Annotated in this window: 23 protein-coding genes; 10 read left to right on the top strand and 13 right to left on the bottom strand. The window is 70.9% G+C overall.

The window, feature by feature from the left end:
- Positions 1-87: 87 nt before the first annotated feature.
- Positions 88-1251 (bottom strand): hypothetical protein, encoded by a 1164-nt coding sequence (locus tag ACIHFD_RS56960; protein ID WP_397374030.1) that lies wholly within the window; start codon positions 1249-1251, stop codon positions 88-90.
- 1721 nt (positions 1252-2972) lie between these two features.
- The gene (locus ACIHFD_RS56955) at positions 2973-3416 is read right to left on the bottom strand and encodes a hypothetical protein (protein WP_397374029.1); all 444 of its coding nucleotides are present in this window, start codon (positions 3414-3416) and stop codon (positions 2973-2975) included.
- 266 nt (positions 3417-3682) lie between these two features.
- On the opposite strand from ACIHFD_RS56955, the gene ACIHFD_RS56950 reads away from it, so the two are divergent.
- On the top strand, positions 3683-4879 hold the full coding sequence (locus tag ACIHFD_RS56950) for an MBL fold metallo-hydrolase (RefSeq protein WP_397374028.1): 1197 nt from the start codon (positions 3683-3685) through the stop codon (positions 4877-4879).
- A 134-nt stretch (positions 4880-5013) separates the two neighbouring features.
- Here ACIHFD_RS56950 and ACIHFD_RS56945 read toward each other — a convergent pair whose 3' ends face one another.
- A complete protein-coding gene (locus ACIHFD_RS56945; protein WP_397374027.1) occupies positions 5014-5649 on the bottom strand; it encodes a transcriptional regulator in 636 nt (211 codons plus the stop codon).
- Positions 5646-6041: a DNA-binding protein gene (locus ACIHFD_RS56940; RefSeq protein ID WP_397374026.1), complete on the bottom strand. Its 396-nt coding sequence runs from the start codon at positions 6039-6041 to the stop codon at positions 5646-5648. The genes ACIHFD_RS56945 and ACIHFD_RS56940 overlap by 4 nt, the downstream gene beginning before the upstream one ends.
- A gap of 58 nt (positions 6042-6099) precedes the next feature.
- Here ACIHFD_RS56940 and ACIHFD_RS56935 point away from each other — a divergent pair, with 58 nt between their 5' ends.
- Positions 6100-7326: a PEP/pyruvate-binding domain-containing protein gene (locus ACIHFD_RS56935; RefSeq protein ID WP_397374025.1), complete on the top strand. Its 1227-nt coding sequence runs from the start codon at positions 6100-6102 to the stop codon at positions 7324-7326.
- A gap of 64 nt (positions 7327-7390) precedes the next feature.
- The gene (locus ACIHFD_RS56930) at positions 7391-7996 is read left to right on the top strand and encodes a histidine phosphatase family protein (protein ID WP_397374024.1); all 606 of its coding nucleotides are present in this window, start codon (positions 7391-7393) and stop codon (positions 7994-7996) included.
- A gap of 136 nt (positions 7997-8132) precedes the next feature.
- On the opposite strand, the gene ACIHFD_RS56925 is transcribed toward ACIHFD_RS56930, so the two are convergent.
- On the bottom strand, positions 8133-8741 hold the full coding sequence (locus ACIHFD_RS56925) for an endonuclease/exonuclease/phosphatase family protein (protein WP_397374023.1): 609 nt from the start codon (positions 8739-8741) through the stop codon (positions 8133-8135).
- Between the two features lie 449 nt (positions 8742-9190).
- On the opposite strand from ACIHFD_RS56925, the gene ACIHFD_RS56920 reads away from it, so the two are divergent.
- Complete coding sequence (locus ACIHFD_RS56920) at positions 9191-10144, top strand: hypothetical protein (protein ID WP_397374022.1); 954 nt, start codon at positions 9191-9193, stop codon at positions 10142-10144.
- Between the two features lies 1 nt (position 10145).
- Here the strand turns inward: ACIHFD_RS56920 and sigJ are convergent, their stop codons facing one another.
- Entirely contained in the window at positions 10146-11090 is a 945-nt protein-coding gene (sigJ, locus tag ACIHFD_RS56915) for an RNA polymerase sigma factor SigJ (RefSeq protein ID WP_397374020.1), read from the bottom strand.
- A 140-nt stretch (positions 11091-11230) separates the two neighbouring features.
- Here sigJ and ACIHFD_RS56910 point away from each other — a divergent pair, with 140 nt between their 5' ends.
- Positions 11231-12412 (top strand): NAD(P)/FAD-dependent oxidoreductase, encoded by a 1182-nt coding sequence (locus ACIHFD_RS56910; protein ID WP_397374019.1) that lies wholly within the window; start codon positions 11231-11233, stop codon positions 12410-12412.
- Here ACIHFD_RS56910 and ACIHFD_RS56905 read toward each other — a convergent pair.
- Positions 12385-13350 carry a DUF5937 family protein gene (locus ACIHFD_RS56905; protein WP_397374018.1) on the bottom strand — a complete coding sequence of 322 codons (966 nt, stop codon included), beginning with the start codon at positions 13348-13350 and terminating at the stop codon, positions 12385-12387. The genes ACIHFD_RS56910 and ACIHFD_RS56905 overlap by 28 nt on opposite strands.
- Before the next feature lie 70 nt (positions 13351-13420).
- Here ACIHFD_RS56905 and ACIHFD_RS56900 point away from each other — a divergent pair, with 70 nt between their 5' ends.
- A complete protein-coding gene (locus ACIHFD_RS56900) occupies positions 13421-14290 on the top strand; it encodes an alpha/beta fold hydrolase (protein ID WP_397374017.1) in 870 nt (289 codons plus the stop codon).
- Here ACIHFD_RS56900 and ACIHFD_RS56895 read toward each other — a convergent pair.
- The 5 genes from ACIHFD_RS56895 to ACIHFD_RS56875 form a co-directional block, all read right to left on the bottom strand.
- Positions 14226-15299: a LacI family DNA-binding transcriptional regulator gene (locus tag ACIHFD_RS56895; protein ID WP_397374016.1), complete on the bottom strand. Its 1074-nt coding sequence runs from the start codon at positions 15297-15299 to the stop codon at positions 14226-14228. The genes ACIHFD_RS56900 and ACIHFD_RS56895 overlap by 65 nt on opposite strands.
- 53 nt (positions 15300-15352) lie before the next feature.
- Positions 15353-16516, bottom strand: coding sequence for a glycoside hydrolase family 68 protein (locus tag ACIHFD_RS56890; RefSeq protein ID WP_397374015.1), 1164 nt, complete (start codon positions 16514-16516; stop codon positions 15353-15355).
- A 121-nt stretch (positions 16517-16637) separates the two neighbouring features.
- Positions 16638-17462 (bottom strand): carbohydrate ABC transporter permease, encoded by an 825-nt coding sequence (locus ACIHFD_RS56885; protein ID WP_397374014.1) that lies wholly within the window; start codon positions 17460-17462, stop codon positions 16638-16640.
- Entirely contained in the window at positions 17459-18385 is a 927-nt protein-coding gene (locus tag ACIHFD_RS56880) for a carbohydrate ABC transporter permease (protein ID WP_397374013.1), read from the bottom strand. Before ACIHFD_RS56880 ends, ACIHFD_RS56885 begins: the two co-directional genes overlap by 4 nt.
- Before the next feature lie 8 nt (positions 18386-18393).
- A complete protein-coding gene (locus ACIHFD_RS56875) occupies positions 18394-19746 on the bottom strand; it encodes an ABC transporter substrate-binding protein (protein ID WP_397374012.1) in 1353 nt (450 codons plus the stop codon).
- Positions 19747-19923: 177 nt separating this feature from the next.
- Between ACIHFD_RS56875 and ACIHFD_RS56870 the strand changes: the two genes are divergently transcribed.
- From ACIHFD_RS56870 to ACIHFD_RS56855, 4 genes are all read left to right on the top strand, one after another.
- Positions 19924-20955 (top strand): LacI family DNA-binding transcriptional regulator, encoded by a 1032-nt coding sequence (locus tag ACIHFD_RS56870; RefSeq protein ID WP_397374011.1) that lies wholly within the window; start codon positions 19924-19926, stop codon positions 20953-20955.
- 105 nt (positions 20956-21060) lie between these two features.
- Positions 21061-22194 (top strand): Gfo/Idh/MocA family protein, encoded by a 1134-nt coding sequence (locus ACIHFD_RS56865; protein ID WP_397374010.1) that lies wholly within the window; start codon positions 21061-21063, stop codon positions 22192-22194.
- Positions 22187-23095: a PmoA family protein gene (locus ACIHFD_RS56860; protein WP_397374009.1), complete on the top strand. Its 909-nt coding sequence runs from the start codon at positions 22187-22189 to the stop codon at positions 23093-23095. The genes ACIHFD_RS56865 and ACIHFD_RS56860 overlap by 8 nt, the downstream gene beginning before the upstream one ends.
- On the top strand, positions 23092-23868 hold the full coding sequence (locus tag ACIHFD_RS56855; protein ID WP_397374008.1) for a cupin domain-containing protein: 777 nt from the start codon (positions 23092-23094) through the stop codon (positions 23866-23868). Before ACIHFD_RS56860 ends, ACIHFD_RS56855 begins: the two co-directional genes overlap by 4 nt.
- On the opposite strand, the gene ACIHFD_RS56850 is transcribed toward ACIHFD_RS56855, so the two are convergent.
- Positions 23825-25111 carry a glycoside hydrolase gene (locus ACIHFD_RS56850; protein WP_397374007.1) on the bottom strand — a complete coding sequence of 429 codons (1287 nt, stop codon included), beginning with the start codon at positions 25109-25111 and terminating at the stop codon, positions 23825-23827. The genes ACIHFD_RS56855 and ACIHFD_RS56850 overlap by 44 nt on opposite strands.
- Between the last annotated feature and the right edge of the window lie 50 nt (positions 25112-25161).

Below are 25161 nucleotides of genomic sequence, written 5' to 3'. Positions count from 1 at the left end.
TCCACGAGCCATAGCGGACCGACGTCGGCGGGCAGCACACCCCCCGATTCTCATCCACGCGAGCACGCCCGAAGGGCGGATCTGGATCTAATGGCCGGACGAGGCAAGGGGGAAGGTGGTGCGCCCTTCCCCGGTGCGCGGCTCCGCCTGCCAGAAGAGGCGGTGGATCTCCGCGGCGTTGGTCAGCGGGTGATGCTGGAACGTTCCGGCCTGGCGGACGTGCTTCCCGCGGGCCGAGATGGCCAGACTGATGGACAGGGGTGCGACGAGGGCGCTGCCGTATCGCAGCCACTCCTCAGCCTTGTCGGTACGTCCGGCGGCGCGGTAGTCGCGGGCCACTCGCCGGCAGATGTCCGCCGGGATGGTGCCGAAGAAGTAGTCACCGTGACAGGGAACCGGCCCGATGGCGATCTCGGGCAGAACCTGCCGGACCCGCTGCAGGAGCTGATTGCCCTCATGGAGGGCGTTCCGGTTCACCAGCAGAATGCCCAGCTGCAGGTTGGCCCGGGCGTATCGGTCGGCGCAGGGACCCGCGACACAGAGCGCGTCCGCGGCCTCCCACAGCGCCGCGCCGCGAGGGCCGAACCAGTCGCGCATGCGCTCGTGGGTGAGGCTCTTCTTCTCGCCGATGGCGGTCAGCGCCGCGTAGGTGGCCTCTTGCTCCACCGGCTGCGGCAGTTCCAGCAGCGACTGGGGGCGCGCGGGGAGGGGCTCGGTCGGCTCGCGGGGCCGGCTCTCCGCAGTCGGCCAGTTGCCCGGGACGAGGTCGGGCGTGCGGCCGTCCCATTGCTTCATGACCTGGTCGAGGAGCAGGTCGGCCAGTGAGTCCGGCGAGGAGCCGGGCGCCGGCATGGTCAGGCTCTCCAGCGGGGACACCGGGACCGACACCATCACCGCGCCGCCGTCGGCGCTGTCGCCGTCACGGGTCTTCGGCGGGGGCTGCGCAGGCGGGACGGCGGCGGGACGGCTGGGGCTGGAAGGACCGCCCGGGCCGGGGTGGGAAGGGCTGCCCGGGCCGGGGTGGGAAGGGCTGCCCGGGCCGGGAACGGGTTCGGGCTGATCGCGGGCCTCTGGTGTCTCCGGCGCCTCCAGCAGGGCCGAATAGTGCTGGTGCCACGCCATTTTGCTGCCGAGCACGACCTCGGGGTCCAGGCCGGTGTTCTCCACGTACCCCCGGCACGCGGTGAAGAACTCCGCCGCCCACCTCCAGCGGGGCGGGTTCTTGCGCGCGCCGGTCAGGACGTTTTGCACGGCGGTTTTGCTCAGCCGTCGCCCTGACAGTCTGACAATCTCACCATATGACGGATTTCCGGCCTTTTGTCGAAGTGCGACCAGCGCCGCCACGCAACGGGCCGCCGGCGTCGCGGCCGGAGGGATTTCACGCATGGGCGATCTGCACCGCCAATCCTGATCGCCATTGAAGGAGGAAGTGCGGCTCCGATTCTTCCGTATCGGCGCAGAGCCGAATGCCCTACGCGTTTCCCCCGTCAAGCACCGGATCATCTCGGAACGGTCTTAACCTGGGCGTTTATCGTGGCGTCGGCCTCGCGACAGAGGCGTTCCAGAACGATCCGGAACGATGTGGAACGGCGTGCGAGCCTCAAGAGAGGTCGTGGTCCGAAACGATCCGGAACGATCCCTTTTCGGTCGCCCGTGCCCCAAGTGATAGGAAAGGGCTTTCCGATATCAGCTCGTTCCGAATCGGTCTGTTCCGGTCTCCCTGATCGTCACGACGGTGACGGGCGTCGAGCATGGGATGGTGAACATCACCCGTCTCGCCTTACGGCGGTCGCGCGGCCTGTGACGCACCGGCGTCACCGGTCTCGCACGCAGCCCTGACCTGGCCCGAACCGGCCGAAGGTCACGGCAATTGCGACTTGACCGCACCGGGGCGAGAGATCCCCGCGAATCCTTCGCATGAAGCCGGCTTCCGCAGGTGGGCCTATCGATGCCGAGCAATGAGGAAACTCGGGCATCTGGTAGCTCAACGGTCACTCAAGGTGAGACGCTTCGGACTGTGGCGATTTGGTTGCGAATGTTGGGACTGCGGGGTTAGGTGTGACTCGACAGACTCCGGAACGGCGACCCGGACCTGGAAAGGGGTGGCAGCCGGCCACCACTTCTGCGCGACGGTCGGGGTAACCGAAAGGAGATATGTCACGGCTCGCTGCTGGATACCGTCCCATGCGTCACAAATGAGGCGGAATGTCCGAAGCGGGCCTTTTCTCGTTATCAGACGAAATCGTCTGACGAAAAGGTTGAAAGGAGAACGATGCCTGAAACGCCCCCCGCATCTGGCTCGGGCCGCGAGCCCGAGCCGGCGAGCCCCGGGACGCCACCACCCTCCACCTGGATCGGGGAGGTGGCGCGGATGGTCCGGGATGTAGTTGACAGTACCCCCCGGACCATCCGCCTGTGCATCGTCATCGCGGTTGCCGCCGCGGCGTGGTTCCTGATCAAGTAACCACTTGATGCACCGGTGATGCAGGCCCCAGGCTAAGTCGCCACCCGAGACCAGATGCCCGGTTTAGCAAGATCGCGGGCTTCCTGTCCACAAAAGTGGCGACTTGTCCTGGGGCCTTTGCGTGCCGTTCACCCATGGCGTACGAGAGAAAGATCCTTGCCCCCGCCGCCAACGGACAAACATTCCGCCGTGATCGCACAGCGTACGATGCGCCGTCGCCGGTCCCCAACCCTCCCCGGCAATTTGCTGAAATTCGCAAATGCACATGCATCTGAGATGTGCAGGACGGTGATCGGCGTCCGAGAGCTTCGGCGCACACCGATGCGAACAGGGAGCGATCAGCCAGGAAGCCGACACCCCACGGCATCACCGTCGTGCCCTTGCCCGCCCCGCTCGCCGGCGTGCGCCCGTCGGGACTGAAAGCCGGCTGGTAGCCCGGCCCCTTGTGACCGCTGAGCGGGGAGCGGACCCCGGTCCGGCCGGCGATCAGGGTGGTTCGGCGGCCAGCTCAGCTGCCCGGGAGTTCCGGTGGGTTGCGGCCATCCCGCAACGCCGACTCGATCTGCCTGGCCAGGGCAAGCGTCTGTGCCGGGCTCAGCGCTCTCAGGCCGGTGGCGGTCACCTGCACCTCAGGCCCGTCCTTGCGCTGCTTCACGGTGATCTTCACGTCGGTCCTGCGGTACCGCAGCCAGGCGATCACCATGCTCGCCACGGCCGCCACCACCTCCGGCGCGTCGGCCAGCACCTGTACCGCCTCGGCCACCGGCCCCAGCGCCCCGCCGGGAGGCGGCTTCTCGACCAGCCGGAGCGCGGCGTGCAGCTCGGGCTCCCGGCGCAACCAGGCGTACAGGTCCCGCACCTCGTCCTGCGAGTCCGGCGAGCCAGTTGAGTCGGTTGAGTCCGCCACCAGCAGCGCGCCCCAGTCACCGCTGTCAGGTCGTTGCGCCATCATGCCCCTTCCAGGCTCGCGTGCGCGGCCCCCGCACCACGACCGGTATCCGGATATCGCCCCGCCCGGCCGCATCGCTACGGGCGGACGGGGGCGCATGACGGTCCAGCGCGCGGCCTCACTTGCGATCCCGCACACTGTGCACCGTTATAACCTCGTGCGTCAAGCCTTCGCCGTCGAGGAGAAATTTGCTGTTGACCGCCCGCTTCACGGTGACGTATAGGTTATAACCATCCCCCCGACAAGGCAGGACTGCGATGAATGAATCCGTGCCTGAGCTCCGCCCGACCATGACGCCTTCCCGGCGTGCGTTCGGCATGCTCGCCATCGGCGGCCTGGCCGCCGCCCTGATCCCACCCGCTCCCGCCGCGGCTCAGGTCGCGCTGGACGTGCCCTGGGGCGGTCCGCTCGCTCCCGACCTGCCGCTGGCCAAGGCCTATGACACCGCGGCCAGGGCCCTGGCGGAGGTGGACGACAATCCGGTCATCCGCTGGCAGTACCGGGTGTGGTGCCAGACCGGCTACCGCAGCCCGAGGGAGGCGGGCACCGGCCAGCCCGTCGACCGGCCCGTCGATCCGGCCAAGGACCTCGTCTCCCCGACGGGCTTCCTGTACTCGGAGTATTCCAAGCCGATGCCCGCCGGCGGAGTGCAGTTCATGGACAACGCCTGGTACTTCGGCACCGACCACACCGGCCTGGTGATCGTCCGCACCCCGGACGGGCTGATCATGCTCGACGCCCTCACCACTCCGCAGGACATGCAGAGCCAGTTCCTCGACCAGGCCGCCGCCGCGGGCCTCGACCCCAGGGACATCCGCTACGTCTTCCTCGGCCACCGCCACGGCGACCACATCGGCGGCGCGAACCTGCTCCGCGACAACCACGCGCGCCGGGCCAAGTTCGTCATGGGGCGGCCGGATGCCGACGCCGTCGCGAAGGACCTGGCCGAGCTGCGGGCACACCGCCACGAGTACACCGAGGAGGAGTACCGGGCCCGCCTGGCGCGCCTCCCCAGCCGGATCGACATCACGGTCGAGGCCACTCCCGGTCACACCGTCGGGATGAGACGCATCCGGATCGGCCGGCGCACGGAGGCCGTCGCCATCCTCGCCCCCGGCCACACCGAAGGGCAGATGCACGTCATCGTCCCCGTCGTCCACCAGGGCGAGACCCACAAGCTCCTGGTCTGGAGCGGCAACGACAACGCCGACGTCGCCGCCCAGTACGCCGTCTCCGCCGACTACGTCCAGGGCCTGGCCGGTCTGGAGGGCGCGGACACCTTCATCAACACCCACGCCTACCAGGGCGGCATCTTCAGCCACCTACGCGCCCTCAAGGCGAACCCCGCGGCGCCCAATCCGATGATCATGGGCAGGTCCGGGGTCCAGCGGCACGTCGAGATCTTCGGCCACGCTCACCGCGCGCTCGCGCAGCGGTTGATCGACGGCACGTGGAAGCGGATGTAGCCGAGTGTCGGCTCGGCCACCCGCCCGCGAGCGAGGTGGCCGAGCCTGCGTGTCAGAGTCGGCCACCCGCCCGCGGAGCGAGTGGCCGAGCCGCCGTGTCAGGGTCGGCCACCGGCCCGCGGAGCGCCGGCGTGTCAGGCTTCCGCGCGTCGGTCGATGCCGAGCGTGGCGATGAGATCTTCGTGCAGCTCGAACCAGACCCGATGGCAGGAGTCGACATCGGTGCGGTCGACCCAGGCTCCCTCCCCTGCCCGGGCGCGCGCCAGCGCAGCGGTGAACCGGGTGTCGTATCCGCGGAACCGGGTCAGGACGCTCCCGAGCCGGTCCGTGAGCGGCGCGAGTGCGCGGTCGATGCCGCCGAGCTCGTAGAGGATCCGGGCATCCCAGGCGAAATCGGAGTGGTCGTTGGGGGCGAGCCGGTCGCCGTCGGTGGGCCGGAGCTGCCAGTCGGTGCAGGCCCGCAGCAGGAGGGCGTTCAGCGGGAGGAACTCGCGGTAGACGTCATGGACCTCGTCGGCGCCGCCGACGCCGGCGAGCTCGGCCGCGAGTTGGCGCTCGTTCTCGGCCCGGCCGGCTTCCGTCAATGACCAGCCCCCGGAGCCGGCGAAGGCGGTGTGCTGAACCCAGCCACGCGCCTCGGCGTCGTACAGCATCTCTTTCGTCTCGGCCGCGTCGAGCCCGTACCGGCGAGCGATCACCGGGGTGTCCGCGTACCCGGTGATGCGCACGGAGTGCAGGGCCAGGAGGCCGAGCGAGGAGTCCCGCGTCACGAGCCGTCCTCCTGCCGGGCCGTCAGGCGGTTGTAGTGCTGCTGGCACGCCTGCGGCGAGTTGAACCCCATCGCGTGCGCCATCTGCGCCCAGGTCAGCCCCGCGCTCCGGGCCATGAACAGCAGGCCGGACTCGAGTCCTTCGACCTCGGCGCGCGCGGCGGGCAGGAGGGCGAGCGCGCTCAGGACGTCCTCCGGGCCCAGGTCGGCGTGCCGCCAGACGGCGAACTGCACGAGGTCGACCGCCGACGGCGGGGCGGGCGGGGGCCGCCACGGGCGGGCGTCGAGCGCGTCCGCGCCCAAGCTCAGAAGACGCTCACTCGCGTCCTGCTCACGTCGGGCCTGGACGTGGTCGGCGTCCCCGGTGCGAACGATGTCGTCCTTGCGTGTCATGCGACTGATGATGCAGAATCAACGAAACGTTGTCAATAATTTGTTGAAGGGTGGACGGATGATCGTACCCTTGGTGGAGGCTGTCTCCGGCACGTGCGGGGGCAAGGCCGGTGCGCTCGGCGCGCTGCTCCGCGCGGGTCTGCCGGTTCCCGACGGCTTCGTCGTCTCGTACGACGCTTACCTCGCCGCCGTCCGCGACCTGGACCTCGGCGGGCCGGGCGATCCCGACGCGATGCGGCCGGCGATCGAGGCCCGCCCGGTCCACGCCTCCGTGATCGACGCGCTGGGACGCGCGCTCGACGAGCTCGGCGATCCGCCCGTGGCGGTGAGATCATCGGCGGCGAACGAGGACACCGGCCAGGCCTCGGCGGCCGGCCAGCACGAGAGCTTCCTCGCCGTGCGCGGGGCCGGCGAGGTCGCCGATGCCGTACGTGCCTGCTGGGCCTCGCTCTTCTCGCCACGAGCCATCGACTACCGGCGCGACGACCGCCGCGACGACCGGCTGTCGGACGATCTGGCGATGGCCGTCATCGTCCAGCGCCATCTGGATGCCGAGGTGTCCGGCGTCATGTTCACCCCCGCGGACCCGCACGGCGCGACCGAGATCGAGGCGTCCTGGGGCCTCGGCCCCAGCGTCGTCGGGGGCACGGTCACCCCCGACGCCTACCGCGTCGCCGAGGACGGGTCGGTCACCCGCACCATCGCCGACAAACGGACCCGCCTCGACCGGCGCGGCCGGCAACTCGTCGTCAGCGACGTGCCCGCCCCGGCCCGGGACCGGCCGGCGATCGACGACGCGACCGCCACGCGGCTCGCCCGGCTGGGCGGCGAGATCGCCGCCCTACGCGGTGGACCGCAGGACATCGAGTGGGCGATCGCCGACGGCCGCATCTGGGTCCTGCAGGCACGGCCGGTCACCGCCGCTCCCCCACCGCCTTCCGGCACCTCGGACACCCCGGCCGGCGCCCTCACCGGAACGCCGGGCAGCCGCGGGACCGTGACCGGCACCGCGAGGATCGTCCGGGGTCCCGGCGACTTCGCGCGCGTCCACCCGGGTGACATCCTCGTCTGCCCCTTCACCGACCCGGCGTGGACGCCGCTGCTGCGCATCGCCGCCGGCGTCATCACCGAGACCGGGGGCGTGCTCTCGCACGCCGCGATCGTCGCCCGCGAGCTCGGCATCCCCGCCGTCCTCGGCGTCCCGGACGCGACGGGCAGGCTCCACGACGGCACCGTCATCACCATCGACGGCAGCACCGGCGCCGTCACGGCCACGAACGCGTGACCGTTCACCTCATCGAAGGGAGACGGGCAAACGGGCCCGTACGGGCACCGCGCCCTCACCGCTCATGGCAACGCGACACCTCTACCTGGCACGCCACGGCGCGGCCGACGCGTTCGGGAAGCTCACCGACGTCGGGCACCGGCAGGCGAGCCTGCTGGGCGAACGGCTCGCCGGCATCCCGGTCGACGCCGTGTGGCACTCCCCGCTGCCGCGCGCCACGGCGAGCGCGCACGAACTCGCCCGGCATCTGCCGGACGTCCCCGTGACCGAGGCCGCCGAGCTCATCGACCACGTACCCTACGTTCCCAGCGCGGCCGAAACACCCCGGTCCTGGGCGGGCTTCTTCGACGGCTACGACGAGGCCGAGGCGGCCTCCGGCCACAGGCTCGCCGAGGCCCTGGTCGCCCGGTTCGCGAAGGTCCCCGACCATGGGCCCCGGCCCGACACCCACGAGGTCCTGGTGACGCACGCCTACCCGATCGCGTGGCTGGTCCGGCACGCGCTGGACGCGCCGCCGTCCCGGTGGCTCGGGCTGAACAGCGCCAACACCGCGCTGACGGTCATCGAGTACCGCGACGGCCTGCCGCCCACGATCGTGATGTTCAACGACATGAGCCACCTCCCGCCCGGCCTGCGCTGGACCGGGTTCCCCGACAGCGTGCGACCGTAACGGTCACGCCGCGAGGTCTGGCGACGGGAGGCGCGGGCCTCGGCAGGCGCGCTCACGCTGGAGGGCGTCCGCCCCGCCCACAGGAACTCGGTCATCTGCTCGCGCCCCACCCGGCTTCCCAGCCAGGGCCCCGGGCTCACGTCGCGGGCAGGTTGACGGTCATCCACATGGGCCGGTGATCGGAGGACGCGACCGGAGATCCCGGTACGCCGCAGGTGTGCGCGATGCCCGGCTGGGTGAACAGGTAGTCCAGCTTCACGGTCGCGTCGTTGTCGTGCGGGGTGGTCGTGTAGTACGTCCCGGGACCGGTACGCGGGGAGGACTGGTCGGCCTGCGCGCACTCGACGAACGCGTTGTAGAAGGGCGTGAGACCACCGGAGGCGGCGCTTCCGGGCGGTGTCCTGTTGAGGTCCCCGCCGAAGATCACCCGGAATCGGGACGGCCAGACGAACTCCTGGTAGGCCGCGACCTGCTGGGCGCGGATGCTGCCGGTGGGGTCCTCGCCGCCGTTGCTGAAGTGCGCGTTGCAGAGCTTCACCTGCCAGGACTCGACGGTGGCGCACACGGCCACCCGCCATTCGGTGCCCTCGACGGAGGGCAGGTAGGTGATCCCGTACCAGGTGTTCTCCTCGGGCACGGCGATCGCGATGCCGTAGTCGCCACGGCCGCGGACGCACTGCTTGTTAGGCGCGGCCGCGGGTCGGCGCCCTGCTTGATCTTGATGGGCGCGAAGCGCACGTCCCATCCGCTGCCGTAGTGCTCCTCGAGCTCGCGTTCGAGCGGCTTGGCGAAGGAGCTGCAGAACTCCTGGATGATGGCCGCGTCCATGGGGGCGCCGTGACCGAGCATGTGCCATCTGACGGCCGCGATCAGCCCGTCCGGGTCCTCGTAGTACTGGCAGTCGCCGTTGTTGCCGCACACGTTCCACGTCATGATCTTGATGGTCCGCGCCGGGACCGCTGCCTGCGCCGGCACGCCGCCTGCCGCCATGAGTCCGGCCGTGAGCGCCAGTGCCGCCATGACGGCGCCGAACAGGCGTGAACGCGTCATCGAGAGTCCTTCCGCTGTTGCGTGATCCGTGATGACGGTACAGATGCGTCAACGAGCCGGCCGGTTCTTGATCTCGCTCTCGGCGAACGCGCCGGTGGCCGCCGGGCTTGACTCTGACATCGTGTCAGGCGGAACGGTATGGCCATGTCTGTCACCTATATCGGCTCCGGGCCGTACTGCTACTCCAACTCCCTCGCGATGCTCCTCGGTGACGAGGCGCCGCCTCCGGCCGTGATCGAGGTCCTGACGGGCTCCCCCTACGGAATGGAGCTGATCGGCGGGCGCCTTCCGCTGTTCGACCCGTTCGGCTGGGATCCCGAGATCGGGCTCGACGACGCGATCGGCCTGCTCGGCTGGGAGTGCGAGCGCGTGGACGGGGGAACGGCCGCGACGGCGCTCGACCGGCTGCGCCGGGCCTGCCAGGACGGCCCGGTGCTCGCCGGGCCGCTCGAGCTCGGTCTGCTGTCGTTCCAGCCGGGGTCGGGCAAGGCGATCGGCGCCGACCACTACGTGGTGGTGCTGGAGGTGGACGGCGACACCGTGCTCATGCACGACCCGGAGGGCTACCCGTACGCCACGCTGCACGCCGACGCCTTCGCCGAGGCGTGGCGCGGGGAGCTGATCACCTACCTGAATCGGCCGTTCCGGATGCGGTACGGGTTCACCCGGCGGGAGGTGGTCGCCCCGGAGGAGGCGCTGCGCCGCTCGCTGCCCGCCGGGGCGGCCTGGCTGGCCGGCCGGACGGACGTGGAGGTCCCGCCCGGCACGCTGGGGCAGGCGGAAGCCGCCGAGCGCACCGCCCGGCTGGTCGAGGAAGGGCTGGATCCCGAGATCAGGCAGTTGTGGCAGGCGTTCGCGGTACGGGTGGGCGCCCGGCGCCTCAACGACCTGGCCGCCTGCCTGTCATCCCTCGGCCTCGACGCGGCCGCGGCCGTCGCCGCGGAGCAGGCCCGCATCGTCGGAGGGCTGCAGGGTCCGGTCGTGTCGGGCGACGACGTGGCGCTCGCGGCCGACCTGCGCCGCTTGGCTCCCACGTACGAACGGCTGCGCGCCGCCCTGATCGCCGGCGAGGGGGCGTCCCCGGGAACGCCCTCCTGAACTACTGCTGCGGTCCCGTCATCCACGACCGGAGCTTGTCGGGGTTGCGTACCGCCCAGATGCGTTTGATCCGGTCGTCCGCGATGTCGAACGCCATCACCGCCATGATGGCGCCGTCCTGCAGGGCGATCAGGCCGGGCCGGCCGTTGACCGTGCGCTCCAGGATCGTCAGGTTGCGGAGCCTGCCGGTGAAATGGACCAGCGGGCGTACGATCTGCTCCGCGCCTTGGACCGGGTGCAGCACGGCGCTGACGATGCCGCCGCCGTCGGCGATGGCCGTGGCGTCGGGGTCGAGGAGATCGATGAGAGCTTTGATGTCCTTGGCCTCCCACGCCTGCTTGAAGTTCCTGACGATGCCGGCCTGCCGGGACGCCGGCGTCGCGGGAGCCTGCGAGGCGCCGATGCGGCGGCGGGCCGAGGAGGCGAGCTGGCGGCAGGCCGCCGGGGTGCGGCCGACGATCTCGGCCACTTCGGCGAAGGAGTAGCGGAAGACGTCGTGCAGGATGAACGCGACGCGCTCGGCCGGGGTCATCGACTCGAGCACGACCAGGAAGGCCATGTTGACCGACTCGTCGAGGGTGACGCGGTCGGCCGGATCGACGGTGATGCCGTCCGATCGCCCAGTGATCCACTCCGTGGGTTCGGGTAGCGGCTCGGGGATCCATTCGCCCACGTAGGTCTCGCGCCGGGCCCGTGCCGAGGAGAGCACGTTGAGGCAGACGCGGCTGGCGACCTTGGTCAACCAGGCGCCGGGAACCGCGATGGCGTCCTGCTCCTGGCGGGACATGGCGTACCAGCGGGCGTAGGTCTCCTGGACGACATCCTCGGCATCGGCCAGGGAGCCGAGCAGCCGGTACGCCAGATTGATCAGCTGGCGCCGCTCGCTCATGATCGCGCTCAGGCCCGGGTCGAGCCGGCCGCCTCCTGGCTCGGACTGGATGGTCATGGTGTCGCCGGCTCCCTCGGTCGCGTCCCGCTCTCACCAGTCCGACAAGACAGCGCGGTGAACTGTGAGGTTGGCGCGTCGCCTCACATTCCGAGGGGTTGTGTTGTCGGTTCGGTGAGATCGAGAAGGGAAACCTCGCCATGTCCACGCACCCCACCCTCACCAAGGTCATCGTCATCGGCGGCGGTTACGCCGGAACACTGGCGGCCAACCATCTGCGGAAGCGGGCCGACGTCGGCATCACCGTGGTCAATCCCCGCCCGGAATTCGTCGAACGGGTCCGGCTGCACCAGTTCGTGGCCGGCACCAGGGAGGCCACGGTGGACTACGGCACGCTGCTCGGCGACGGCATCCGGTTGGTCGTCGACAGCGCCACACGCATCGACACCACCACCCGTACAGTGCGGCTGGAGTCGGGCGGCGCGCTGGACTACGACTACGTCATCTACGCCGTCGGCAGCACCGGGGCGATACCGTCCTCGGTGCCCGGGGCGGCCGAGTTCGCGTTCGACATCGCCGAGTACGAGCCCGCGCAGCGGCTGCGTGCCAGGCTGGAGGAGTTGCCCCTCGATGCTCCGATCACCGTGGTCGGCGGCGGGTTGACCGGCATCGAGACGGCCGCCGAGCTGGCCGAACAAGGACGCGCGGTCACGCTGGTGTGCGGCCGGGCCCTGGCGCCGTCCTTCGGCGCGCCCGCGCGCCGGGCCGTGGCCACGTGGCTGTCCCGGCACCGCGTCGCGGTGCTCGAGGACGGCATGGTGCGCGAGGTCCGCGCGGACGCGGTCGTCTTCACCGACGGTGGGGTACGCGCGAGCGCGCTGACCATCTGGGCGGGCGGTTTCGGCGTGCCGCGGTTGGCGGCCGCGAGCGGGCTGCGCACCGACGCGCTCGGCCGGCTGCTCACCGACGAGACGCTGACCAGCGTCGACGACGACCGCATCGTGGCGACCGGCGACGCCGCCGCGCCGTCCGGCCAGCCGCTGCGGATGAGCTGTTACGCCGCCGGCCCGCTCGGGGCGCAGGCCGCCGACACCGTGCTGAGCCGCATCGCCGGGACCGAACCGGCGGTGATCAGCCTGGCCTTCTCGGGCGCGTGTGTCAGCCTCGGCCGGCACACCGGCATCCGGCAGCTCGCCCGCAAGGACGACACCGCGGTGAACCTCTACGTCGGCGGCCGCATGGGCGCGACGATCAAGGAGGTGACCTGCAACTTCGCGGTGAAGAGGATCCGCCGCGAGGCCCGCAAACCGGGGTCCCTCTTCTGGGTGAAGGGCGGCCCGCGTCCCGAGCAGCCTTATGGGGCCGAGCTGCCCAACAGGTGATCCGCCCGTTCCGTGCGCAGGTGAAGCGCGGTTCGGCCCTTGCGCTGCGTCGAGACGAGACCCGCCCCTCGCAGCGCGCCCAGGTGTTGCGAGACGGCGCTGGGGGTGATGCCCAGGCGGGCGGCCAGGGCCGCGGTCGTCCGAGGTTCGGCCAGGGCGGCGAGCAGCGCCGTCCTTGTGTGCCCCAGCACCGGGGCCAGGCCCGCCAGCGCCGGCGGGGGCGGCTCCCAGAGCAGGCCGACGCCCACCGCCGGATAGCGGATCGACGCGGCGGCGACGGGGGACTTGTCGACGCCCACGTTCGGCCAGTTGAAGACGCTGGGCAGCAGGGCCAGGCCCTGCCCACCGGTGTCCACCGTGTAGACGGCATGCGAGGTGCGCCGGCCGTGCACCACCAGCTGGCCGCCGTCCCAGGCGATGTCCCGGTGCAGCTCGGCGAACAGCGCCTGTACCCCGCCGTCCACCAGGGTGAGCGCCCGCCTGGCGACGTCGGCTTCCAGCACCGCCTGTATCCGGCCCCACTGCGGAGCGATCATCAGCTCGTGGCACCGGTGGAGCGCCTGCGCCAGCCGCGGCAGCACCGTTGCCGGCTCGGGGGCCTCCTCGGCCGGCACGCCCATTACCGCTCCGTACTCGCGCCGGAAGAAGAGCTCCTCCGTGGCCCGCAGCAGCTCCAGCTCCCTGGCCATCGACGGCAGCCGCTCCTGCGGCACCGGGAACAGGAACGACGGCATGGGTCCCGCGACGAGCGCCCGCAGCAGTGGCAGCTCGCGCTCATCCGCGATCAGCGGACGTGCCCTGCGCACCCAGGGCCGGTGCACCGCGTGCCCGCCCGTGCCCAGCAGGATCCGGAGTGCGAGCACCGTCTCCCCCAGCGGCGAGACGGCGAACCGCACCCTGGCCACCGACGCCGCGGTGAACCTGATCTCGACCGCCATCCGTCCCACCCATCATGTAGCTGTGGCTAAACGATAGCCACCGCCGCCGCCACCCCTCAGGCTGCGGGGCATGGAGTTCTTCACCTCGTACGACGGCACCAAGCTGAGCTACCACGTGGCCGGGGACGGTGCGCCGGTGGTCTGCCTGCCCGGCGGGCCGACGGCCGCCACCTATCTCGGCGACCTCGGCGGCCTGTCCGCGCACCGGCAGTTGATCCTGCTGGACCCGCGCGGCACCGGCCGGTCCGCGAAACCTCAGGACACCGCGTCCTACCGCTGTGACCGGCTCGTCGCGGACGTGGAGGCCCTGCGCGCGCACCTGGGCCTGGACCGGATGGACCTGCTCGCGCACTGCGCCGGTGCGAATCTGGCCGCGCAGTATGCGGCCCGACACCCGCGGCGCGTCGGCAGGCTTGCGCTGATCACCCCGAGCGTCCGCGCCGTCGGCATCGCGATCTCAGGTGACCTCCGGCGCGAGACGGCCCAGCTGCGCCGCGACGAGCCGTGGTTCCCGGAGGCGTTCGCGGCCCTCGAAACGATTGTGGCGGGCCAGGCCACGAACGACGACTGGCAGGCCGTCGCGCCGTTCTCCTATGGCCGGTGGGACGAGGTGGCGCAGGCCCATCACGCGGCTGATGCGGATCGGCAGGACCCGGAGGTCATGACGGCCTTCGGTGCCGAAGGCGCCTTCGATCCGGACGCCACCCGCGCCGCGCTCGCCCGGTTCGCATCGCCCGTACTGTTGCTCGCCGGAGAGGTCGATCTGGGAGCGCCTCCTCCGGCCATGGCCGAGTTCGCCGGGCTGTTCCCGAACGCCGAACCCGTCATTCAGGCCCGAGCCGGACACTTCCCGTGGCTCGACGACGCCGCCCGGTTCAGGTCCACCGTCGCGGCGTTCCTGGAGCAGCCGGCGGCGGGCCGCTGCTCTCCCGCACGATGAGCTCCGGCTCGTTCCAGGTCGGAAGGGACAGTGCGGCCTCCGGCTGCAGCCTGCGCAGCAGCAGGCCGAAGCACGCACGGCCGAGACCCTCGAAGTCGAGCCGTACGGTGGTGAGCGAGGGGTGCAGGTAGGCCGACGCCGGCGTGTCGTCGAAGCCGACCACGCTGAGATCGCCGGGGATGTCCCGTCCGGCCTCGCGCGCGGCCCGCATGACGCCCAGGGCCAGGTCGTCGTTGCCGCACAGGATGGCGGTCACCGAGCGGTCCGCCAGCAGGTGGCGCACCGCGAGGTATCCGGAGCGGGGAGTCCAGCCGCCCTGCAGAGGGTCGGGCAAGGGGCGGCCGGCGGCCCGCAGCGCGTCCTGCCAGCCACGGGTCCGCTGCGGAAGCGCGCTGGTGGAGGACGGGATGGCCACGTAGTGGACGGTCTGGTGCCCGAGGCTCAGCAGGTGGCGCGTCGCGTGCGCCGCCGCGGCCCGGTCGTCCAGCCAGACCTGCCACGGGTCGCCGCCCGAGCCGTCGTCGGGACGTTCGACGGCGGCCGTCACCGGTACGTCCGGCGGCAGCTCGCGGAGCGCCCGCTCGCCGGGGTCGTCGTAGGCGATCACCATGACGGGCTCCTGGGGCCGGTTGAGCCGCAGGGCGACGTCCGTACTGTTCGCGCCCGGCTCCAGCACGCTGATGCCCACCGAGAAGCCGGCCGCCCTGGCCGCCTCCTCCATGCCGCGCAGCGTGGCCGCCGCGCCGAACAGGGCGGTGTCGGAGGTCAGCACGGTGACCGAGCTCGCCGGGCCACCGGCCAGCGTCCGGGCGAGCCGGTTGGGGCGGTAGCCGAGCTCGGCGACGACCTGCATCACCTTGGCCCGGGTCGACTCGCTCACGCGGGTCTTGCCGTTGATGACGCGGGAGACGGTCTGCTGGGAGACGCCGGCCACTCGGGCGACGTCCCAGATGCTCGCGGACCGGCCGGGAGGAGTGTCGTTCGGCGGCGTGTGACCGGTAACTCCCATGGTCCAGAGCCTACTTGACGGCTCCCTCGGCGAGGGAGCCGTCCGCTTGTGCGTCAGGGGTTGGCCGCGTTGTGCCGCACACCTGCCTCGGCCGGGACGACGGAGGTCGCCATCCCGTTCAGGGTGAGCTTGAGGATCGGTGCGATGGTTCCGCCGAATGCCGCTCGTGCCTGCGCGGCCCGCGCCGATCGGAGATCCACGCCCGGGGACGATCGGTAGTTGGCGAAGCTGACCACGTGGAGGTCCGGCAGCACCAGCCAGGCGTAGGCCTGGTCCGGTTCGGCGCTGGGGTTGCGGAGCACGAGCCCGGACCCGTTGAGCGGCTCGTACGGTCCCGTCAGGCTGGGAGAGACGAAGCCGTAGAGCCCGGTGGGCGCGGAGCCAGCCGGGTGGAAGGAGTGGCGCTGGGTGGAGAAGAAGAGGTAGTACCGGGACCGGTGGACGATGATGTGCGGCCGTTCCAGCTCATGGTTGATGCCCTCGGCCACGACGAGAGGCGGCAGCAGGGACCAGGCGCCGTCCCGCGTCTCGGCCAGGGCGATCGCACCGCTGAAAGGGTCGCCTTCCGCGACGGACGCGGCGACGAGCAGGTAATCGCGCCCGTCGGCCGGGTCGCGGAACCAGCCGGGATCGCGAAATGCCCTGATACGTCCCGGCGCCCCGGTGATCTCCTCGGCCGGCAGGTACATGCGGCCGTCCGAGCGGAGGAGCTCACGGTGCTCGGCGCCCGGGTCCAGCAGGATCCGGCGGCCGTCGGCGACCAGAGCGGGGCGGGCCTCGACGACGCGCTGCCGGAACGTCGGGGGCGTTTCTCCGCGCCGTCCGGCGGCCGTGTAGAACACCGACACGGTGTCGTCGGGGCGGCGGACCGCCGATCCCGACCATTCCCGGCTGCCCGGCGAGGCGCCGTCGGCGAACGCGTGCCCCAGGTCCGTCCAGCTGTCGCCGTCCTTGGCGAGCAGGCGGATGCGGGCCTGGTCGTGGCGCTCCTCGGGGTGAGCGAGGATCGGCGCCGACAGCGCCATCCACAGCTCCTGGCCGCCGATCACGCAGGTCGAGCCGTCTTCCTCCTGGACGGGCCACAGGTCCCACAGGTCGTGGTCCGGCAGGATTCGGGGCAGGGCCGCGGGGTCGAAGACGGGTGCCGTGGTCGCGGCGGCTTCGACGAGCAGCTCCAGGTGCCGCTGCGACCAGCGCGCGGGTCGGCCGGCGCTCATGCGGCTCCCGTCGGATCCGGCGCAGCGTTCAGTCGCCCTTGTGTGGGCATGCGGACAACCTTCCTTTTCATCCCGCCCGCCTCGATCCCGCCGTAGAGCGGCGGTGTCGCGTTCATCGCCGTCAGCCCTTCAGGGAGCCCTGGAGCAGGGCCTTGACGAAGTGCCGCTGGAAGATGAGGAAGATCACGAGCGTGGGGGTCAGGATCAGCAGCGACCCGGCGCACAGCAGCGGGATGTCGGTGCCCCACTGCCCCTGGAAGGCGCCCAGCGCGCCGGACATGGTGCGCTTGGTCGGGTCGTCGACCAGGACGATGGCCAGCAGGAACTGGTTCCAGGTCCACAGGAACAGCAGGATGCCCAGGGACGAGATCGCCGGCATGGCCAGAGGGACGTGGATGCGCCGGAACAGCTGCCAGACGTTGGCCCCGTCCATCCGCGCGCTCTCCGACAGCTCGCCGGGCATGTTGACGAAGTGCGCGCGCATCCAGAAGACGGAGAACGGCATGAACAGGCCGATGAGCGGCAGGATGATCGCCCAGCGCGTGTTGAGCAGTCCCATGTCCCGGATCTGGTAGTACAGCGGCGTGATGATGCCCTCGAAGGGCAGGGTCAGGCCGAGCACGAACAGCAGGAAGATCACGCGACCGCCGATGACGCGCAGGTGGCCGATGGCGAAACCGGCCATCGTCGCCAGCACGATCGAGATCGGGACCACGCCGAGCACGATGAGGACGCTCGACTTCAGCAGCTCGCCCATGTTCGCGGCCCGGAAGGCGTCGAGGAAGTTGCCCCACTGCGGGTCGGCCGGCCAGGCCAGCCCGGCCGGGTAGGTGCCTGACGGGTGCAGGGCGGTGACGAACAGGCTGAGGAACGGCAGGATCGTGATCGCCATCATGGCGATGAGCAGCACCCTGCCGGTCCAGGACTCCCGCCACGAGGTGATCATCGGTTGCCCTCCTTGGTGAACCACTGGATGGGAAGGGCGCAGGCGATCACGAGGACCATGAGCACCAGGGCCAGGGCCGAGGCCATGCCGACCTCGCGTTCGGAGAAGGCCAGGTAGTAGATCTGCAGGCCGGGCACCATGGTCGTGTTGCCCGGGCCGCCCTGGGTGGAGATGTAGATGATGTCGAAGCTGGCCAGGGCCGCGATCACGGTCACGGTGACGCAGACCGCGATCTCCTGCCGCAGGCTGGGGACGGTGATCGAGACGAACTCCCGCCACGGGCCGGCGCCGTCCAGCCGGGCGGCCTCGTACAGCGCCGGGTCGATCTTGCTCATGCCGGCCAGGAGCAGCAGCGTGCACAGGCCGAGGAGCACCCATGCGCCGATCATCCCGACCGCCGGCAGCGCGGTGGAGAAATCGCCCAGCCAGGCGCGGGTGATCCCGCCGAGGCCGACGAGCGAGAGCAGCTGGTTGATCACGCCGGTGGAGGCCAGCAGCCAGCTCCAGGCGATGCCGGCGGCCACCAGCGGGATGACCTGCGGCAGGAAGAGAACGGTCCGCGCCACGAGGGCCAGCCGGCTTTGGGCGATGCGCCGGATGGTGGCGGCGATGGCCAGGCCCAGCAGGACCGGGATCGCGCTGAAGAAGACGATGAGCTTGACGGCGTTGATCAGCGAGTCGTACAGGTCCGGGTCGGTGAAGACCTTCCCGAAGTTGGCCAGACCCACCCAGGTGGACGGGCCAATGCCGTCCCACTCGTACAGCGAGTACTGGAACGTCAGGGCGATCGGACGCAGGACGAAGACCGCGTAGAAGGCGAACGCCGGCGCGACGAACAGCCAGCCGACCAGGCCGCGCGCGTCGCGCAGCCTGGCCGAGACCGGCCGCCGGTGCGGGGATCGGGCTCCGGCAGAACGGGTCACCACCTGCTTCAGTTCCCTTCGAGCTGGCCGGCGTAGTCGGCCTGGACCGTCTTCAGCAGCTCCTGCGGCTTCTGCTGCCCGGCCACCAGCTTCTGCAGCTGGGGCGTCCAGCTCTTGGCGTAGATGGCGCCGGTGGCGTTGGCGATGAAGTCCATCGCGCCGTTGTCCTTGGAGATGTCCGCTCCGGCCGCGAGCGTGCCGGCGGTGACCTTGTCCGCAGCGACCTCGGGCATGTAGGCGTCGGCGGGTCCCATCGGACGCGAGCCGCCGACCTCGACGCCGATCTCGCGGGCCCGCTTGTCGGTGGCCACCCAGTCGAGGAAGAAGGCGGCGCAGTCGGCGTTCTTGGCGTTCGCGGCGATGCCGAAGGTGAGGGGCGCCGACATGGCGGCCCGCTTGCCGCCCTGCTGCGCCGGCGGCATCAGGGAGAAGCCGACGTCGCCCGGCATCTGCTTGTCGAGGTTGCCGGACTCCCAGTCGCCGTTGAACATGAACAGCCCCTGGCCGTCGATGAAGCGGCTCATCATCGTCGCGTAGTCGACCGCGTTGACGTCCTTCTGGAAGTATCCCGCCTTGATCCACCGTTCCAGGTGCTGAACGGCCTGCAGGTTCGACGGGGTGTCGATCGTGGCGCCGGGCTTCTGGAAGATCCAGTCGTTGATCGGAGCGGCCGGGCCGTAGGAGGCCATGAGGTCCTGCAGCGGGAACGCCAGGCCGCCGGTGGCGCCGCCGTTGAACTGCACGATGGGCGTGATGCCCGCGTTCTTGGCCTTGTCCAGCAGCGCGTCGAGCTCGGCCAGCGTGGCGGGCGGCGCGGACATCCCGATCTTCGCGGCGAGTTTCTTGTTGTAGAAGATCCCGGTCATGCTGGAGTTGAGGCCCAGGGCGTACAGCGAGCCCTCGCCGCGCGGCCGCCCGCCCGGGCCGAGGCGCAGCTGCTCAAGCTGGGAAGCCGGCCACTTGTCCCAGCCGAACACCTTCGCGTAGCCGTCGAGGTTCTTCAGCAGGTTGTCCTTGACCAGCTCGGAGACCTGGGGAAGGCGCATCAGGTCGGGCGGGTTGTCCGCCAGCACGCGGGGGGCGTTCTGCGTGATCACCGCGAACTGGTCCTCGCGGATGTTCCACGTGACGTTCGGGTGCTGCTTGGTGAACTCGGTGGTCAGCGCCTTGGGCAGCGGGAAACCGGTCTCGAAGTAGCCGTTCATCGTGATCGGCGCCGTGCCGCAGGTGGGCGCCGCGGACGGGGCCGACGCGCTGGTGGCCGCGGGCTGCGGGCTGTTGCCGCCGGGAGCCGCGCAGGCGGCGGCCAGCGTCCCCATGGCGATCACCAGCGCGGCCCCGGAGCGACCTCGACGAGCCATGTGCATCTCCTCTGCTGCCTGGGACAATCGGCGCAGGCTGATGTCCCGAACTCCGTTGCTAAATCGGGTTAGCGCCCGTTAGTCTCACGGTGCGTGTCGTACGATGTCAACCCCCCGTAACCCACTCTTGACGATCGGAGGTTCTGGGTGAGCCCACGACGGGTCACCTTGGCGGATGTGGCCAAGGCTGCCGGCGTCTCCCGCACGACCGCATCGCTCGTCCTGTCCGGCCGCGGCCGTGAGCTGCGCATCTCTCAGGACGTCGAGCAGCGGGTGCTGAAAGCGGCCGACGAGTTGCAGTACCGGCCCAACATCGTCTCCGTCGGCCTGCGCACGGGCACCACCCGGACGATCGGCTTCATCTCCGACACCATCGCCACCTCGCGGCTGGCCGGTGACATGATCAAGGGAGCGCTCGAGGCCGCCCGCGACCGCGGCTTCATGCTGTTCATCGGTGAGACCGAGGGCGACGCCGAGCTCGAAAGCCTCCTGCTGCAGGCCATGCATGACCGGCAGGTGGACGGGCTCGTCCTGGCCTCGATGTTCACCAGGACCATCAAGGTGCCCAAGACCATCACGGCCACGCCCGCCGTGCTGCTCAACGCGCTGCCCGAGCAGCCCACTCCCCTGCCCGCGGTCCTTCCCGACGAGGTCGAGGCCGGCCGCCGCGCCGCCCGCATCCTGCTCGAGGCCGGCCACCGCGACGGCATCTACCTGATCGGCGCCGGTCCTGGCCTGCGCGACGTGCCCACCGAGAGCGTCGCGGCGGTGGAACGGCTCGTCGGCATCCGCGAGGCGCTCGGCGAGGTGGGTGTTGAGGTGGCGGGTGCCCGCACCTGCCCCGATTGGCAACCCGAATACGGCCTCGCCGCGACCCGCGACCTCCTGCACACCGCCCAGCCGCGCGCGCTGGTCTGCTTCAACGACCGCATCGCCATGGGCGCCTACCAGGCACTCGACGATTTCGGGCTCAAGGTGCCCGCCGACGTCTCCGTCGTCTCCTTCGACGACCATCCCATCGCCTCGTGGATGCGCCCCAAGCTGACCACCGTGGCACTGCCCCATTACGAGCTGGGCCGCAAGGCCGTCGACGTGCTGTTCACCGAGATCGACCGCGACCGCACGGACGGCGACCGGGTGGGCGAAGTGCACCGGGTTCCGATGCCCGTACGCAGCCGCGAGTCCGTCGCGCCGTCACCCCTCGGCTGAAGGCCCTCCAGGGAGACGAGGCGGACGTTGACACCCCGGCGTGATCGAAACTAAGTTGGCCGAGAAAAGTGATCGATCACTTTTTGGTCGTCCGAGGGAGTGTCCATGCCTGCGTTTCCGTCCCCGGTCCGCGTCGCCGTCGTCGGCGCCGGGGGCATCGCGAGAATCAGCCACCTTCCCGCCCTGGCCGCGGCCGGCGACGCGGTGCGGGTCGTGGCCGTGTGCGACGTCGACTCCGCCCGCGCGAACGAGCTGGCCGAATCCCACGGCATCCCGGGCCGCTACACGGATGTGGCGGACCTGCTGGCACGGGAGAGCCCCGATCTGGTCGTCGTCGCGACCCCGCCGGTGGCGCACCGGGAGGCGGTGATCGCCGGCCTGGACGCCGGCGCGTGGGTCTGGTGCGAGAAGCCGCCGACGCTGTCGCTGGCCGAGTACGACGAGATCACCGCCCACGAGAAGGACGGCGGCCCGTACGCCAGCTACGTCTTCCAGCACCGCTTCGGCAGCGCGGCCCAGCGGCTGCGCCGGCACATCGGCGACGGCGAGCTGGGTTCGCCGCTCGTCGCGGTGTGCAACACGCTGTGGTACCGCGGCCACGACTACTTCGAGGTGCCGTGGCGTGGCAAGTGGGAGACCGAGGGCGGCGGCCCGACCATGGGCCATGGCATCCACCAGATGGATCTCCTGCTCAGCCTGCTCGGCGACTGGCACGAGGTGCACGCCGTGGCGGCGACGCTCGGCCGCAAGGTCGAGACCGAGGACGTGTCGTTCGCGATCGTCCGGTTCGCCTCCGGCGCCGTCGGCTCGATCGTGAACAGCGTGCTGTCCCCCCGCGAGACGAGCTACCTGCGCTTCGACTTCAGCGACGCCACCGTCGAGGTCGAGCACCTCTACGGCTACGACAACTCCCACTGGCGCTGGACGCCCGCCCCGCACGTCACCGACCAGGACAGAATCGCCGGCTGGGCACCGGCCGAGAACACCGGCAGCTCCCACCGCGCCCAGCTCGCCACCCTGTTGGCCGCCATGTCAGCCGGGGAGCGGCCCCCGGTGAGCGGCGCCGACGGCAGGCGCGTCATGGAGCTGATCACGGCCATGTACCAGTCGGCCATCACGGGGCGGCCCGTCACCCGGGCCGAGCTCGACGAGACGAACCCCTTCTACCACTCGCTCAACGGCGGCGACCTGCCGACCGCCCTCAGCCGCCTCCAGCACCAGGAGTCCGACCATGCCTGAAACCAAGCTCAGCGTCCGCGACGAGGACAGCTCCCTGATCGTCACCGCCGGCGACGTGGACATCGCGCAGTACGTCTACCGGCCGGACGCGCCCGACGCCGAGGCGCCCAAGCCGTACCTCCATCCCCTCCGCAGCCTCACCGGCGCCCCCATGTCGGTCTACCGCCCGTGGGACCACCGCTGGCACAAGGGCCTGCAGATGACCTGGGCCCACCTGTCCGGGCAGAACTTCTGGGGCGGCCCCACGTTCTCGGTGGAGAAGAACTACCACTGGCGCGACAACCTCGGTCACATGCACCACATCGACTTCCCCGGCGTCTCCGCCGACGGGGAGCGCGTGGCGATCGACGAGACCCTGCACTGGGTCTCGTCGGCGGGCGAGCACTGGATCACCGAGCAGCGCCACCTGGCCTTCCACGGCGTGGACGCCGAGCGCGGCATCTGGGCGCTGGACTTCTCGACGAAGCTGCTCAACGTACGCGGCGCCACTCTCGAGTTCGGCAGCCCCACCACGCACGGCCGCCCGCTGGCCGGGTACGCGGGCTTCTTCTGGCGCGGCCCCCGGTCCTGGACCGGCGGGACGATCATCGCCGCCGGCGGGAAGGGCGGCGAGGAGATGATGGGCGCCGAGGCGCCCTGGCTCGCCATCACGGGTCAGCACGACGAGATCGACGGCGGCGGCACCGTGCTGGCCGTCGCCGGCCACTCCAGCGCGTCGGTGCCGATCAAGTGGTTCGTCCGCAAGGAGGCGTTCGCCGTGATCAGCCCCTCCCCCTCTTTCGACGAGGAGATCGCGCTGGCCGACGGCGACACTCTCGAACTGACGCACCGCTACGTCTTCATCGACCGCATCTGCGAGCGCGCGGAGCTCGACGACCTCGGCGCGGAGTTCGCCCTATGACTCCGCTCTTCCCCGGCGGCACCTCGATCAGCGACCTGGCCGTCTACGACTGGGAATGCGCCGACGGCGTCCATGGCGGCACCCCGCACCTGCACACCGTCTCGACGGAGGCCTACGTCGTGACCGGGGGGCGCGGGGAGGTGCACACCCTCAGCGCCGCGGGCTTCGCCCGGGACCGGCTCGAAGCGGGCACGGTGCTGTGGTTCTCCCCCGGCACGATCCACCGCCTGGTCAACGAGGAGGATCTGCGGCTGATCGTGATCATGCAGAACGCGGGGCTGCCCGAGGCCGGCGACGCCGTCCTCACCTTCCCCGCCGACGTCCTGCGCGACCGTGACGCCTATCTCGCCGCCGCCACGCTGCCGGCGGACGGCTCGGAGGCCGAGCGCGCGGCCGCCGCCCGGACCCGCCGCGACCTCGCCGTCACCGGCTTCCAGCAGCTCCTGAAGGACGTGGACGACCGGGGCGGCCAGGCGCTGGCGGACTTCCATAGCCTCGCCGCCGCGCTCGTCCGCCCACGGGCCGGGTCGTGGGCGGAGCTGTGGAGCGGGACCGTCGAGGCCGAGACCGAACGCACCCGCCGGCAGCTCGCGGCGATCGCCGACGGCGACCCGGTCCACCTCGGGCAGGCCGCCGTCGTCCGTACCACGCCCAGACCGGGGCCCCGGGCGTTCGGCATGTGCGGACGCCTCCAAACCTGGATGTCCGAGCCCGGCGCGGGGAGCGGGGTCAGCCAAGAACGATCGTGGTCAGGGCACGCGGCAGGAGCGTGACCGCCCCGTCCGTCACGGGGACGGGTCCGAGTGACTCGTCCTCGTTCGTCAGGTAGGCCGCGACCTCGCCGCCCGCTCCCTCCCAGGTCACGGGGGTCATGCCGGTGTTGAGGACCTCGACGACCCGGGAGCCGTCGGGGTTGCGGAACGCGGACACCTTCAGGGCGGGCTTGGCGACCGCCGTTTCGAGCCTGACCGCGCCGGGCCTGACGAACCGGCTGTAGGCGGCCAGCGCCCACAGCCGCTTGGAGACCCGGTAGGACTTGGCCGCCTCGTCGATCAGCAGCAACGCCCGGGTGTTTCCGACGGAAGCGCCCAGCCAGTACACGTAGCCGGAGACGTGGCCGAGGGTGAGCGCGTCGTGCACGGCCAGGGCGATCGTGAAGCCGTCGGAGCCGCTGCCGTCGTACCAGCTCTCGTTCCAGCTGGTGCCGTTGGGCTGCCACTCCGACATCCACGTCGGCCGTTCCGTCGGCAGCGGGGAGTCCACGGGGGTGGCGTAGCTGTGCCCGGTGTGGACCTTCACCCAGCGACGGGCCTCGGCGTCGGCCTCGATCGCGGCCGTGTACGCCCTGGCCTCCGTCCAGCCGACCGACTCGCAGCACACCACCCGCACGCCCGAGGCGACGGGACCGAGCACCTTGACGAACTGGGCGGCCTCCTCGGGGGTGAAGCGCATGGAGGCGTACGGGGCCGTCCAGTCGGGCTCGTTCGCGAACCCCAGGTCGGTGATCCGGATGCCTTCCCGCGCGTAGAACCTCGTGTACTGCACCAGGTAATTCGCGTAGGCATGCCGCCACTCCGGCTTCAGCCTGCCGCCGTTCCTGTCCTCGCCGGTGTCCTTCATGTAGCCGGGCGCGCTCCAGGCGACGGCGAAGAAGCGCCGCACGCCGTACTCCTGCGCGGCCTTGGCCAGCCACACCTGGCCGTTGTCGTCGCCGTCCCACACGTACTCGGGCGGTGCGTCCGGGCCGCCGGGGTCCTCGGGCTGGATCGACACCATCTCGTCGTACGGGCTGCCCGCCGGGGACGAGCCGATGCCGAGCCGCAGAATGCTCAGCCCGGCGCCCTTCTCGCGGCTGAACCACAGGTCGAGGATCTCCCGCTGCCTGTCCTCCGGGAGGGCCCTGACCAGTTCGTTCCGCCGGAACGCCATGGAGATCCCGAACCCGTCGATGGTCTGGTGCCGGACTCCATCGTCGATCGTGATCGCCGGCGGATCGGCCGGCCGGGGTTCGTTCATCGCGGGAACTCCGAGCATGTGACTGCGACGACCTTGCTGGCGACCATCCT

It is taken from the genome of Nonomuraea sp. NPDC051941, from assembly GCF_044593615.1.
The sequence above is the reverse complement of the archived record's forward strand: the minus strand, read 5'-3'. Positions and strand labels throughout refer to the sequence as shown.